The organism is Luteibacter sp. W1I16, assembly GCF_050434905.1.
GTDB lineage: Bacteria > Pseudomonadota > Gammaproteobacteria > Xanthomonadales > Rhodanobacteraceae > Luteibacter.
Genome location: NZ_JBNDJJ010000001.1, coordinates 570,963 through 584,655 on the forward strand (window position 1 = coordinate 570,963; position 13,693 = coordinate 584,655).

8 protein-coding genes are annotated in these 13,693 nt (G+C 66.1%); 3 read left to right on the top strand and 5 right to left on the bottom strand.

The window, feature by feature from the left end; translation table 11 throughout:
* The first annotated feature begins 95 nt into the window (after window positions 1–95).
* Window positions 96–437: a hypothetical protein gene (locus tag QFZ41_RS02535; protein WP_429197314.1), complete on the top strand. Its 342-nt coding sequence runs from the start codon at window positions 96–98 to the stop codon at window positions 435–437.
* Window positions 438–440: 3 nt separating this feature from the next.
* Here the strand turns inward: QFZ41_RS02535 and QFZ41_RS02540 are convergent, their stop codons facing one another.
* The 4 genes from QFZ41_RS02540 to QFZ41_RS02555 all read right to left on the bottom strand — a co-directional run bounded on the left by QFZ41_RS02540 (window position 441) and on the right by QFZ41_RS02555 (window position 7,164).
* Entirely contained in the window at window positions 441–1,844 is a 1,404-nt protein-coding gene (locus tag QFZ41_RS02540; RefSeq protein WP_429197315.1) for a chloride channel protein, read from the bottom strand.
* Window positions 1,845–1,923: 79 nt separating this feature from the next.
* Window positions 1,924–2,883, bottom strand: a complete 960-nt coding sequence (locus QFZ41_RS02545) for an LD-carboxypeptidase (protein ID WP_429197316.1) — start codon at window positions 2,881–2,883, stop codon at window positions 1,924–1,926.
* A gap of 74 nt (window positions 2,884–2,957) precedes the next feature.
* Window positions 2,958–6,029 carry a YadA family autotransporter adhesin gene (locus tag QFZ41_RS02550; protein ID WP_429197317.1) on the bottom strand — a complete coding sequence of 1,024 codons (3,072 nt, stop codon included), beginning with the start codon at window positions 6,027–6,029 and terminating at the stop codon, window positions 2,958–2,960.
* 154 nt (window positions 6,030–6,183) lie between these two features.
* Complete coding sequence (locus tag QFZ41_RS02555; protein ID WP_429197318.1) at window positions 6,184–7,164, bottom strand: helix-turn-helix domain-containing protein; 981 nt, start codon at window positions 7,162–7,164, stop codon at window positions 6,184–6,186.
* A gap of 413 nt (window positions 7,165–7,577) precedes the next feature.
* Between QFZ41_RS02555 and QFZ41_RS02560 the strand changes: the two genes are divergently transcribed.
* The gene (locus QFZ41_RS02560) at window positions 7,578–9,323 is read left to right on the top strand and encodes a M28 family metallopeptidase (protein ID WP_429197319.1); all 1,746 of its coding nucleotides are present in this window, start codon (window positions 7,578–7,580) and stop codon (window positions 9,321–9,323) included.
* A 233-nt stretch (window positions 9,324–9,556) separates the two neighbouring features.
* On the opposite strand, the gene QFZ41_RS02565 is transcribed toward QFZ41_RS02560, so the two are convergent.
* Window positions 9,557–10,984 (bottom strand): porin, encoded by a 1,428-nt coding sequence (locus QFZ41_RS02565; RefSeq protein WP_429197320.1) that lies wholly within the window; start codon window positions 10,982–10,984, stop codon window positions 9,557–9,559.
* Between the two features lie 293 nt (window positions 10,985–11,277).
* Here QFZ41_RS02565 and QFZ41_RS02570 point away from each other — a divergent pair, with 293 nt between their 5' ends.
* A complete protein-coding gene (locus QFZ41_RS02570) occupies window positions 11,278–13,548 on the top strand; it encodes a TonB-dependent receptor (RefSeq protein WP_429197321.1) in 2,271 nt (756 codons plus the stop codon).
* Window positions 13,549–13,693: the final 145 nt, after the last annotated feature.

Genomic DNA, 13,693 nt, shown 5'->3' on the forward strand with positions numbered 1-13,693 from the left:
TGCGCGGCGCAGCATGACCTCGGGCGCCCGATGGGCCATTCTCGGGAAACGGCTTTCGCGGTGGGGACCGCAAGCCACGACAAAGGGGTTACTGCATGGCCTTGTTGCTCGTCGTTTTCGCTGTCGTCGTACTTGCGATCTTTCTCGGCATTCGCACCTTGCCGAAGCATCATCCCGCCAACTGGCTGCTCGGCGTCGTCGGTGGCGCCTGCCTCGTTCTCGCCTGGTATGCGATCTTCCGGCCCATGCTGCTGGCGTCGGGCGGTGGCGATCCCTCGCTGGCCGCACTCGGACTCACCGCCGCCGGCATCGTCTCCTGCGTGCTTGGCATCGTCTGCCTCGGCGTCTGCGTATGGCGCGATCCAGCCCGCTTCTGGATGCTCTCCATCGTCTTCATCGGCGTGATCGGCGCGACGCAATTCACCGCCATCGGCTGACGGTTACGGCACCACCCCGAAATCGGTGGGCACGTGCACGCCGCGCCGCGCGATCTTCTCGGTCATGATCGTGTGACGCATCATCAGCCCCGATACCAGGTAGGCGGTGGTACAGGCGGCGAGCAAGGGCAACAAGGCGTGCGGCTGCATCGTGGTCTCGAACACGAAAACGGCCGACGTCATCAATGCCCGCGACGCGCCGGCGAACAAGGCTGCCATGCCGATCAACGCGGCCATGTTCGGGTCCACGTGCAAGGGTGGCCACGCCGCCAGTGCCAATCCGCAGACACCTCCCAGCGCCCCGCCGACGGTGAATAACGGCGCCAGCGTGCCGCCCGAGGTGCCGCTGCCCAACGCCACGGACCATGAGAGCAACTTGGCGGCGGCCAACCACGCCATCGCCATCAGCCCGAGATGGCCCGAGATGACGGCCGTGATGTTCTCGTAGCCCACGCCCAGGGTTTCGGGCATCACATAGCCGACCGCGCCGACGACGATGCCACCCAGGGCTGGCCACCACATCCAGTGGATGGGCAACTTCTCGAAGGCGTCCTCGACGGCATAGGCCAGTCTCGTGATGAAGACGCCCGCGACACCCATCACCACGCCCAGCAGCGCGTAGACGATCAATGCCTGCGGCGCGACCGCGGCGAGCGCAGGCATGGGAAAGACGGGGCCGGGGCCTTCCAGTGCGAATCGCACGCCGGTCCCCGTCGCCGCGGCGAGCGCCACGGGCAGCATCGAGCGCGCGCGGCGTTCGAACAACAGCAACTCGATGCTCAACAACACGGCGGAGACCGGCGCGCTGAAGATCGCCGCCATGCCCGCCGCGGCACCGGCTGCCAGCAGCGTCTTGCGCTCATCGGCCGTCACGGGAAGGCGCTGGCCGAGCAGTGAACCCAGCGCGCCACCCGTGGCGATGATCGGTCCCTCGGCACCGAACGGCCCACCGGTACCGATCGCGACCGCCGACGACAGTGGCTTCAGCCAGGTCATGCGCGCGGGAATGCGGCTCTCGTTGGTCAGCACCTGCTCCATGGCCTCGGGAATGCCGTGCCCGCGGATGGCACGCGAGCCCCAGCGGGCCATCGCGCCCACCACCAGGCCTCCGAACGCGGGAACCACGATCACCCAGGCGCCGAGATGATGGCCGGTCGGCCGGCCGAAAGCGGTGCTCCAGGTCTGGTGGAACGCGAGGTTCGTGATCAGGCCGATCAACATCGTCAGTCCTTTGGCGATGCCACCGACGACGAGGCCGAGCAGGATGGCGAGGGCGCCGATGCGCAATACACGCGTGCCAAGCAACGGCAGACGCGTCGGCATGTGGGCGTCGATCAGCGATGGGTCCAGCGACGGGGCAAGCGGAATCGCCGCACGATCGTGCGGTGTATGTAGAGGGTCGGTCATGGGGACTATACGGTGGGAAGCGGCGTGCAAAGACTAGCGGGATCCACGCCCAGTGGCTGGCTGGCAGATGAACGGCTGCTCAGGCCGATGCCGTCGACCCGTCGATCGGTGCCCCGGCATACCGGTAGTCGAAGACCGCCAGGGCGGCACTCCCCGCGACAACCTCCAGCGAAGCGTGGCCTCCGAATGGCAACGTCCACTTATCCGGCCCGTGCCCGAACGCGAGCCCGCGCAGCAGCGGCAAACCGCATGCCTTGGCGAAACGCTCCAGTGCATGGTCGATGTCGTAGCCGTTGTCGTACTCGCTGACCCGCTGCCCGCCAAGTCCGCCGATGAGGATGGCGCGCTGACGATCGAGCACGCCGGCGAGCTTGAGTTCGAACAGCATGCGCTCGATGCGATAGGCATGCTCACCGGTTTCCTCCACATAGAGGATGCCGCCATCGATCTTCGGCAGGTAAGGCGTACCGATGAGGCTGCACAGGGCCGACAGGTTGCCACCCCAGAGCGTGCCTTCAACGAGCATGTCGTGCTGTTCGTCGCCGCAGGTCCAGGTCATTTCCGTTCGTGGCGACAGCACGGTGTGCCAGAAATGCCGCCACGTGTTCTCGCGCAGATAACCCTGGCCAAAATCGCGCACGAGCATCGGGCCGTGCAGCGTGCCTATCGCGCTGCGCGCATACAGCGCGCATTGCAGCACGGTGAAATCACCGTGCCCCACCAGCACGCACGATTCATCGAGGAAACGCGCGGCCAGGCCGTCGTAGTCCAGCCGGTCGAGCAAGGCGATCGCGCCATAGCCACCGCAGGCGGCCATGACGAGATCGGGCAAGGGCCGGTCGGTCCTCGCCAGCTGGTTGATATCCGCGGCACGCTCCGCATCGCTGCCGGCGAAACGCAGCATCACCCGGTCGACCACTTCGCGGCCGTGGACGGTGTGTCCGGCCGCTTGCAGCCGCTCGATGCCCCGCTCGCAGGCGGCACGGTCGTCCGCGTATCCGGAGGGGGCGATGAGCCTTATATCGAGTCGTTTCGGCATGTCTGGCAACAAGTGATTCGGCCTAGCAATACCTCGACCGCCTTCATAAGGCAATCGAAAGGTGGCTGCCGGCTTCACCATTCCATGCCAGCACCGACGCTGAAACCCGCATCACCGCGCGAATTGGCCGACCCGCTGAGCTTGTAGACCCAGCCTCCTCCGTCCGTGACCGTGGAGATACCGACGGCGATACCCGACTCCCCACGGAAGGTTCCTCCTGCCACGGCAGCCATGTTGCGGCCGGGCGTGGTGGCCTGGGGAAGCCCCGCCATGGCCATCGCCGAGGCCACGCCCGCACTGGCCCGGTTGTTCGTGCGCTGGATGTCGCGATCGATCGCCCCCACCCGCTCGTCGGTGTAGCGGCGAGACCAGTCGGCCACCTGGTCGAGCTGGCCCACATTGGCGGCGTCCGTGGCGGCGGTACCCGGCGCCACGTTATGCACGGCGGTGGGCGCGCCCGGTGAGCCGAGGGTGACGTTGCCGCGGTCCACGCTGCCGTCCGGCCGCGTGTCGTAACCCACGCTGCCCTCACGCACCGCGTTCACCTGCGCCACGTTGGCGGCGTCCGTGCCGGCGGTTCCCGCGGCGACATTCGTCACCTGGCGTGTCGCGCCCTCCGCGCCTACCGAAACGGTATTCGCGCGGTCGGCGACCGAACCCGCGCCGATCGCCACCGAGTTGCTGGCGGTGGCCTGTGCGCCGTTGCCGAGCGTCGCGCTGTCTTCTCCGCTCGCTGTCGATCCGGCACCCACCGCGATGGTGTTACCGCCACTGGCCGCGGCTGCCGGCAGGTTGTCGGTGTTGTTCACGCTGAGACCGATGCTGCCGCCGTTCGTACCGCCACCCTGCAACGCCTGGATGCTCGTGTACAAGGCGAGATTGCTGTACACGTTCGACGCGTTCTGCGTCCACTCCCACAATTGGCCGCCATTGATCGCCTGCGCGCTACCCTGCGCGATGTTGCCTGCTGCCAGGTTGCCGATGAGCGTGGCCGCGCCGCCGGCGTTGAGCGTGACGCTCGTATGCGACGCGTCGTCGTACTGCACGGCCGATGCGCCGATGCTTCCCGCGAAATCGGCCACCACGCGCAACTGGCGCACGTTGACCGCATCGGTGTCGGCGCTGCCGCCGGCCACGTTGGCGATCTGCCGTTCGGCGCCTGCGCTGCCCACCGACACGACACCTTGCACCGGCACCGCGACACCGCTGAACGCTTCGTTGCCACCGCCAAGACGATCGGCGATCGAATCGCTACCGATAGCGACGGCGCCTGCCGCCGACGCCGATGCGCGCGCTCCCATGGCCACGGCACCGGCGGCGCTGGCGCTTGCCTGCGCCCCGGCCGCCATGGCGTCGTCGCCGGAAGCCAACGCCGCGCCGCCAAGCGCGATGCTATCGTTGCCTGTCGCATCGGCCGCCACGGCGGTGGACTGAACGTCCAGGTAGGGTGACAGGCCAGCCGCGATGGCATTGACCCGGCTGTTCAAGGCGAAGACCGAGCCGTCGAGGGAAGTGAACGCGTCGCCGGCATTGGCGAACGACGCCGCGGAAACGTTGCCGCTCGCATCCACCGGACGCAATGCGTACGCGGGTGCGGTGAAGATCGCGGTAACGGGGTCGAACGCCGCCCCACCGCCGAGGTAACCCGCCAGGGCCTGGGTGATCGATCCGACCTGGGCGCCGTTGACGGCATCGAGGCTGCCGGCGGCGAGCGATCCCGCGGCAAGATTGTGCACGCCCACCGCGCCCGTCCCGGCGCCCACCAACGTCACCGAGTTCGTCGGCAAGCCACCGCCATCGGGGTCGTAGGTCACGGCCAGTGGATCGAGTGCGGACACCTGCGAAATCGCGCCCTGCAGCTGCAGCACGTTCACCGCGTCGTAGCTGTCGGTGCCTGCGGCGACGTGGGTGAGCTGGCGCTCGTTGCCCGCGCTGCCGATGGAAACGGCACCGACGGAGGTTTGTGGCGCGGCAAGCCCGAACGCGATGTATCCGGTGGCGGCGGCGCGATCGGCCACCGAAGCATTACCGAGCGCCACGCTGTTCACCTGCGTCGACGTGGCGTTCGCGCCGATGATCGTCTGCGCATTGGCCGTGCCCGAGGCGCTGTCGCCGATCACGACGGAGTTGCCCTTGCGCGCCGCGAAGTCGTTGGTCGGCACGCCGGTCGGATCGTTCGGATCGTTGCGGCCCGAGCCGGGGAACACGGTATTGGCGTCTTCGGCTGGAAGGGTATGGCTCGCACCGCGACCGATCACCACTTCCTGCGACCCGTTGGCCGTGGCCTTGTCGCCGACGATCACCTGGTTGTCCTGCGCGGGATTCACCGCCCAGCAACGCACCAGCGGTATGCCCAGCAGGGCGGCGCAGTCGGACGACCACGCCGGCGCACCACTAGGCAGGAGAATGCCGCCGCCACCGGCGAAGAAGCCGTCGGTGCCGCGGTTGATGTTGGTGATGTAGCTACCGGAAGTGACACCGCCGAGCAGGGTCAGATGCTGGTTCTGCCCCATGAGCGTGCCGTTGATGGCCGTCGATACGGGTGTGAGGTTGACCAGGCTGAGGCCGCCGATGCCGATCGTCTGGAACGTGCCGGTCACGTTCACGGAGGCGAGGTTCAGCGCGCCACTGCTCAGGTATTGCGCATTGGGATTGAGCAGGGCGGTGAGCGTGGGTGACAGCGCGCCGCCGACGTTGCCGACCAGTCCACCGGTACCGAGTATGAGACCTGCGGGGGTCGGTTCCGCCGGCAACGGATAACGGGGATCTCCCGGTGCGATGGCCATGGGTGACATGACCGGGCCCGAGGTAAACGCCGCGCGCATCGACGGCGAGGTGGCGAGCATGCCTTGCATCGCGACCGTGGCCGCCTTGTCGTCTTCGTCCTCCTCCGCGGCATCGGCGGCCGTCGTATCGGATGGCGTCGTGGTGGACGTGGATGTGACGGCGCCTGTGTCGCCCGTCGTCGAGGTCGTGACGGGCGACGGCGGAGGCGGAGGCGTCGACGCGTCTCTCGCTTGCGCCTCCTGTGCGAAGGCGTCACTTCCGAAGACCGGGATCGCCAATATTATCGCGGCTTGCATCACCGCTCGACGGCACGCGCACGACAGGGTGCGCCCCGGTAGATCGAGGATTCTGAGATTCATTGTTTTCCCCTTAACGAACGAACCGACCGCGCGATGTGCGGTCGGGTTCGATTAGAAGGGGACTGGCGCGCCGGCGCTGGTCAATTGCGGCAGTGGCATAATCGATTGCGGCAACGGGCTAATCGGAAACGGCACCTCCCTGTGCCGCGACGCGTTACCAGCCGTCGTATTCCTCGACGGCACTGAGATCTTCCGTCGGCGAGGTACGCGTAAGCGTCTCGCGCGGCTGTTCGCCGAACACGCTGCGGTACTTTTCGGCGAAACGCGAGAGATCCCACATGCCGCAACTCAGTGCCACCGACTTCACCGAACGCCTGCCGGCTTCCGCGGTCACCAGGCTGCGATGCGCCGTGCACAGGCGAAGCATCGCCAGGTAACGGTTGGGCGGAATGCCCAGCAAGTCGTCGAAGGCGTAGCGCAACCCGCGCTCGCTCGCACCGGCCGCCTGGCAAAGCTCCTGCGAGTAGATGTCGCGACGCAGGTTGGCGCGCATGAAACGTTCGGCGCGGCGCACCACCTGGTAATGCGCGCGCCTGCCGCGCGATGCCACCGGCCGTTCTTCAGGCGACGAAGCCAGCGCGACGCGGATGTGCTCGTCCAGCAGGTCTTCGATGGGCCCCATCACTGGCTCGCTTGCTTCCTTCACCTGGTTGGCGATCTGTCGATATGCGCGCTTGAGGTGTCCGGAATGCACGGAGAAAAGACGCAGCCGCTGCGCGGCCATGTCGACATCCGCGTGGTCCGATGCCAGGAAACGTGCGCGAAAGCGCGCGTACGGTGCCACGACGAGGGTGAAGCGCGTGCCGCGTTCGAACATGAAATCGGTGGGCGTTCCGCGCAGCAAGGTGACCGCCATGTCCGACTCCACGCCGATGCCCTGGCACCAGCTGCGCTCGCCGGCTTCATGCAGGTACAAGAGCATGCAGGCATCTTCGGGTACGGAGAGCGAACCGCGGACATCGAAGTCGATATGCGCGGTGAGATACGTCACCCCGTCCTGAATCTTCGATGCGATGGCCGCACGAGGTCGCCCGGGACTCAAGGTCAACAGGTCCACTTCGCAAAGACCAAGCGAAGCCCCCAGCGTCACAAGATCGTAGTCTTCCAGACCCAGCACATCGGAAGGACGGCTCATGCGATTACCTCCCTGCGGATTGCCCTAGTTGTTCTCGCCTGCATCGGCGGGAACGGACTCCATTGCGGAAGCCCTCTCCCGGCAACGCCCCTGTCGCTGCCCGTACTTTCCGGGACATACCCCATGACACTCATTACGCACCCCCGCGTCATACCGCGGGCTCCCGACCCGCGGCCTTGCATTCCGTGCGCCGTCGGCCCATCCCTTCCGGATGAAACCATCGGCGCTGCCTATAACTAACGGTGTATGGAAGCAAATGCCAGTACTTTGTGAATTTGCCGATTCGGCATATCGCCCCTGCCGGGTTTCGGCGAATTTGGCCGAACTAGTGCTTGTGGACGGACGGGCAGCCAACACCCCGCTGCGGCTACACTCGGGTCCGTGTTTCCAGTCAACAAGGGATAGCCCCGACGATGCGACGCCTCGTTCTCGCCTGCCTGACCGTCCTGACCCTGGCGGCCTGCCAGTCCCACGATGAAGACAAGACCGCCCAGGCGCCCGCCCCCGCCCCGGCCGGCCCTTCCACCGCGCCACCGCCGCCGTTGCCCGCTGTGGCCAACGAGCACCACGAGTTCAGTCCCGAGATCACCGGCGACGATTTCGCCGCGCATTTGCGCGTGATCTCGTCGGACGAGTACGAAGGGCGCAAACCGGGCACCCTGGGTGAGCGGCTCACTACGAACTATCTCATCGAGCAATTCAAGCGGATGGGCCTGGAGCCGGGCAACAAGGGAGACTGGATCCAGACCGTTCCCGCGGTATCCACGGCCCTGAACGGGCAGGACTCGCTCTCGCTCGACGTCGCCGAGGGCGGTGGCAAGGAAGCGTTCGCGTTCGGCAAGGACATGGTCGTGGGTACGCTGCAAGCAAAGGCCGACGTCGACCTGAAGGATTCCGACATCGTCTTCGTGGGCTACGGCGTGGATGCGCCCGAAGCGCAGTGGAACGACTTCGACGGCGTCGACGTGAAAGGCAAGACGCTGGTGATCCTGGTCAACGACCCGGGCTGGAACGGCAAGGACCCCAGCCTGTTCAAGGGCCGGGAAATGACCTACTACGGCCGCTGGACCTACAAGTACGAAGAGGCGGCCCGGCAAGGTGCCGCCGCGGCGTTCATCGTCCACCAGACCGAGCCGGCCGCCTACGGCTGGAACGTGGTGCAAAGCGGCTGGACCATGCCGCGGCTGGACCTTCCCGAGAGTGAGGACCCTGCCCCGCGCCTGCCCGTCGCGGGCTGGCTGACCCACGAGGCCGCGCAGCGTTTGTTCGCCAAGGCCGGCAAGAACTTCGACGAACTCGCGAAGCAAGCGGACATGCGCGGTTTCAAGGCCGTGCCGCTCGATGCCAAGGCGTCGATCCACCTGCAGAGCACCATCTCGCATTCGCTCAGCAATAACGTGATCGGCATGGTCAAGGGCAGCGAGAAGCCCGACGAGGCGATCGTCTACAGCGCTCACTGGGACCACCTGGGCCGCGACCCCGCCCTCAAGGGTCACCAGATTTACAACGGCGCGGTCGATAACGGCACCGGCATCGCCGCGCTGCTCGAGATCGCGGGCAAGTTCGCGCAGGACAAGCCCAAGCGCTCGGTGATCTTCGCCGCCGTGACGATGGAAGAATCCGGCCTGCTCGGCTCCAGGTACTACGTCGCGCACCCGCCCTTCCCCCTCGCCAAGACCGTCGCGGACATCAACATGGATGCGCTGCCGATCACGGGGCCGACCAAGGACATGGAAGTGGTGGGCCTCGGCCAGGGCGACCTCGAAGACACGTTCGCCGAGGTGCTGAAGGCCGACGGCCGCGTCGTCAGCGGCGACGCGTCACCGGAGAAAGGCCATTACTTCCGGTCCGACCATTTCAACTTCGCCAAGGCCGGCGTGCCGGCGTTGTCCGCGGGTGGTGGCATCGACATGGTCAACGGCGGGAAAGCCGCCGGCGAGGCGGCCGAAGCCGACTACGTGAAAAATCACTACCACCAGCCCACGGACGTGTACGACATGCGCTGGAACTTCGACGGCGTGACGCAGAACGTGAAAGCGTTCTACGCGCTCGGCGAAAAGCTGGCCAACAGCGACATGTGGCCCGCCTGGAAAGACGGCAGCGAGTTCAAGGCGGTACGCGAGAAGTCGCTGGCGGCTGGTTCGAAGAAGAAGAAGTAATCCGGGGAGCCGCTTCCCCTATAGGGGCGGCTCGATGGTGGGAAGCCGCCCCATGGTGGGAAACCGCGCCATGTTGGGAAGCCGCTGGTGGGGAACCGCCCACTGTGGGAAGCCGCCTCGGCGGCGATGGGTGCTCGCCGCAACCCAACCCGCTGCCGCGGGATCGCCGCTTAAGCGGCTTCCCACCCGGTTCCAGCAGCCCTGCCCTTTGCCGTCCTCAGCCCTTCCCTTCCTCAGTAATTGACCTGCAGCTGCACCCGCAGCAGCTGCCCGTCGATCTTCCGGTACGGCGCCGCACTGACATCGGTGCGGCGCATGTTCGCGTAGGCCACCGCCAGTTCGATGGCATTCGACGGCTGCCACTCGATGCCGGCCTCGAGCTCGTCGACTTCCATCCGCGGCGCGTTCGTGTCGAACTTCGACGCGCCGCGATAGGTCTGCCATTTCGCGTACGGCATCAGCGAGCCGAAGCCGCCGTCGAACTTGTACATCACCTGCGCATAGCCGCCGCGCAGCGACTTCGTACGCACCGTCCGCCGGGCGATATCGAGTTCCGGCCCCTTGCCCACGGTCCACTCGGCCTGGAATCCGAACGGCTGCGGGTAATACACGACATGCGCGGCCACGCGCCGATCCGTCGAACCCGCTTCCGGCGCATCCACGCCCGGCGTGAACGTGCGGCCGTCGATCGTCGCCGAACCCGTGCTCACCTTATAGCGGCCCGAATACGCGTCCGCGCCGACTTCGAGGTACTGGCCGTTGGCGAACTTGAACGGGTACGAGAAGTGCACGACGGAATGCAGCTGATCGTTGCGATCCGGACGATTCGCACCCTGCCCGTTATAGACACCGAATCCGATCACGCCGTAGTCGCCCGATCCCTTCAGGCCAGACTTCTGCAGATAGGCGAAACGTTCCTTCGCCACCGTCGGCGACCAATAAGCGAACACGCCGAGGTCGCGTTCGTCGCGCACGCCGGAATTCAGCGCGTCGGCGCGATCGAGGGCCAGGCGGTTCTGGCTCGATTGCAGGTCTTCCCAACCATAGGGAATCTTCGACTGGCCGGCACGGATGCGCCACGTCTTGTCCTTGGTGAGCCAGAGGTCGGCGTAAGCGTCACGCAACTGGGCGAAGTTGGTGGTGCTCGAGCCCGAAGGGGTGCTGGCCAGGTCGGGCTGGATGTAGATCGACATGTTGTCGGTGACATCGCCGCTGATGACGACGCGCGCACGGCGAATACCGAAGCCTTGTTCGCGGCCGATGAAGCGATCGCCCGGCGACTTGAGGTCCTTGGCGTCCTCTCCGAGTTCCTGGTTGTAGCGCATCTGCACGTAGCCGCGGATGCCGATCTTCTCGTACCAGGCCTTGGCCGACGACGACGCGGGTTTGGCCGCGGCGACGGCGGGAGACGAGGAAGTAGCGGTGCCGGGCGTACCGGTGGCGGCCGGGGCGGCCGTTCCCGTCGCCACGCTCGCCGCCGGGGCCGTCTCGTCGCTGGCCTGCACGAACCGGCCCAGCCGCTGCCGGCCCGGACCCGGCTCCGCGAAGATCTGCCGCGTGTTCGTGTCGACGTACAACTCGATGGCGGCCTGTGGGGCGCCCTCGGCGACCGCGGTACCGCACATTGTCCAGAAGGCGGCGGCCAGGGGAAGTCTCTTCATCGCGCTCGTGCTCCGAATGGATTGAGAAAAACCTCAAACGTCGCCGATAACGCGCCTAAAAGTGGCAAACAGCGTTATCCGCGTCGATCCGGCGCACGTTAGCGTCCACGCATTTCACTTACGTGACACCCGCCGCGCCATGTGGCAGCGGGCCGTTACCGCAGCGCAACACTTTCGTCATGACGGTGACACAGGGGATAATTCCGCCCAGACGCGCCCTCGCCAGGGGATGACGGCCATGCCGTCGTCGGCGAGGCACTCTCACCCAGTCCTATCCAGGCGGAAACCACAACATGTCTCTCGCAAGCTCGCGCCGCATGCCGCGACGTCTCGTCATTGCCTTGTCCATCGCCACGGCGCTCACCGCTGGCGCGGCCATCGCCCAGGACGCCTCGTCCAATACGCAGCCGTCCAGCGCCCCGACCCGGACGGCCACCCTGCAGACCATCAACGTGACCGCGGAAAAGCGCACGGAAGACCTGCAAAAGGTGCCCATCTCCATGACTGTGGTGACGGCCGAGAAGCTCGAGTCCTTCGGCCAGGCAGGTGACGGCGTGCTGCAGTTGGCTTCCCGCGCACCCAGCGTGTACGCCGAGACGTCCTATGGCCGCGAGTTCCCGCGCTTCTACATCCGCGGCCTCGGCAACAGCGATTTCGACCTCAACGCGTCGCAGCCGGTGTCGATGGTCTACGACGACATCGTCCAGGAAAACCCCATCCTCAAAGGCTTCCCCCTGTTCGACCTCGAGCAGGTCGAAGTGCTGCGCGGTCCGCAGGGCACTCTGTTCGGCCGCAACTCCCCGGCCGGCGTGATCAAGTTCGAATCGCGCAAGCCCACGCAGGAAACCGAGGGCTACGCGCGCGTTTCCTATGGCTCGTACGGCACCGCCAATGCGGAAGCCGCGATCGGCGGCAAGATCAGCTCGAGCTGGTCGGGCCGCGTCTCCGCCCTCGCCCAGCACCGCGACGGCTGGATCGACAACGACTACACCGGCAAGAAGGATGACCTGGGCGGCTACAACGACCGCGCCATCCGCCTGCAGGCGCTGTACAAGGCCACGGAAGACTTCGACGCCCTGATCAACGTGCATGGCCGCTGGCTCGACGGCAGCGCCATGGTCAACCGCGCCAACTCGATCACCCTGGGCGGCGACCAGCTCGTTCCCGGCTTCGACCGCGATTCGGTTTCGCAGGACGGCCGCAACAAGCAGCACCTGTTCACCTGGGGCAGCAACCTGCACCTGAACTGGCACTTCGGCGACCTCAATTTCGCCTCGATCACGGGCCTGGAACGCGCGACCACGTACAGCCTCGGCGACGTCGACGGCGGCTACGACGCGTCGGGCACGCCGGCGAAGGCCAGCTTCACCAACCGCGTCACACCGTTCTACTCCGAAACCGCCGACGCGCTGCCGAAGGACCGCCAGATCACCCAGGAATTCCGCCTGTCCAATGACAGCGCCGAACGCCTGAAGTGGCAGGTGGGTACGTACTACTTCGACGAAGACATCGCGATCACCAACTTCTCGTACGACACGCTGAACAACCATGCCCTCAATGGTTGGGTCGACCAGAGCCAGCGCACGAAGGCCTGGGCCGTGTTCGGTTCGGCCGATTTCCAGTTCACCGACGAGTTCGACGTGCGTGCCGGCGCGCGCTGGTCGCACGACAAGCGTGACTTCAAGGCGGAGCGCTTCCTCGGTTTCACGGGCCCGGTAGGGCCGCTCACCTCCGATCCGACCGACGCCCGCTGGAGCGGCGACCTGACCGGCACCTGGCAGCTATCGAAGAACGCGAACGTCTACGCGCGCATCGCAAACGGTTTCCGCGCGCCGAGCGTGCAGGGCCGCATCAACTTCGCCAACAGCATTTCCACGGCGAAGCCGGAGACGATCACCTCGTACGAGATCGGCTTCAAGTCGACCACCGACGACAACAAGCTGCGTTTCAACGCGGACATCTACAAGTACAACATGCACAACCAGCAGCTCACCGCCGTGGGTGGCGCGACCAACGTCACGCAGCTGATCAACGCGAAGAAGACCGAAGGCTACGGCGCGGAGTTCGATCTCGAGGCCTATCTGACGCCGCAGTTCTACATGACCGCCGGCGGAAGCTACAACCATACGGAACTGAAGGACCGCAACCTCGCGGTGGCACCGTGCGGCGGCGGCTGCACCGTGCTCGATCCGCTCAACGCCACGGGCAATGCATTGATCGACGGCAACGCGCTGCCGAACGCGCCGAAGTGGATCGGCACCTGGACCGCGCGCTATGGCATCCCCTATGGCGAGAGTGGCGAGTTCTTCGTCTACACCGACTGGAACTACCGCAGCGAAGTGAACTTCTTCCTGTACGACTCGCAGGAGTTCCGCAGCAAGCCGTTCCTCGAAGGCGGCATCCGCATCGGCTACAACTGGGAGTTCGGCAAGCGCGAGATCGCCCTGTACGGCCGCAACATCACCAACAAGAAGGTGATCACCGGCGGCATCGACTTCAACAACCGCACCGCGTTCGTGAATGACCCGCGTGTGGTGGGTGTGGAGTTCCGCGCGGAGCTTTGATCGGCCTCGCGTTGGTTTGACCGGTGACGGCCGGCTCCTTCGGGGGCCGGCCGTTTTCGTTTCCGGCCGCGCTGCCGCGCGGATCGCCGACAAGTCGGCTTCCCACCAAGCCGCGGCAGCCTGCCCCTGTGGGAGCCGATTCTAT

Coding starts and splice junctions, on each gene's coding strand:
- QFZ41_RS02570 (WP_429197321.1), top strand. CDS start 11,278: ATGTCTCTCGCAAGCTCGCGCCGCATGCCGCGACGTCTCGTCATTGCC.
- QFZ41_RS02555 (WP_429197318.1), bottom strand. CDS start 7,164: ATGAGCCGTCCTTCCGATGTGCTGGGTCTGGAAGACTACGATCTTGTG.
- QFZ41_RS02540 (WP_429197315.1), bottom strand. CDS start 1,844: ATGACCGACCCTCTACATACACCGCACGATCGTGCGGCGATTCCGCTT.
- QFZ41_RS02545 (WP_429197316.1), bottom strand. CDS start 2,883: ATGCCGAAACGACTCGATATAAGGCTCATCGCCCCCTCCGGATACGCG.
- QFZ41_RS02535 (WP_429197314.1), top strand. CDS start 96: ATGGCCTTGTTGCTCGTCGTTTTCGCTGTCGTCGTACTTGCGATCTTT.
- QFZ41_RS02565 (WP_429197320.1), bottom strand. CDS start 10,984: ATGAAGAGACTTCCCCTGGCCGCCGCCTTCTGGACAATGTGCGGTACC.
- QFZ41_RS02560 (WP_429197319.1), top strand. CDS start 7,578: ATGCGACGCCTCGTTCTCGCCTGCCTGACCGTCCTGACCCTGGCGGCC.
- QFZ41_RS02550 (WP_429197317.1), bottom strand. CDS start 6,029: ATGAATCTCAGAATCCTCGATCTACCGGGGCGCACCCTGTCGTGCGCG.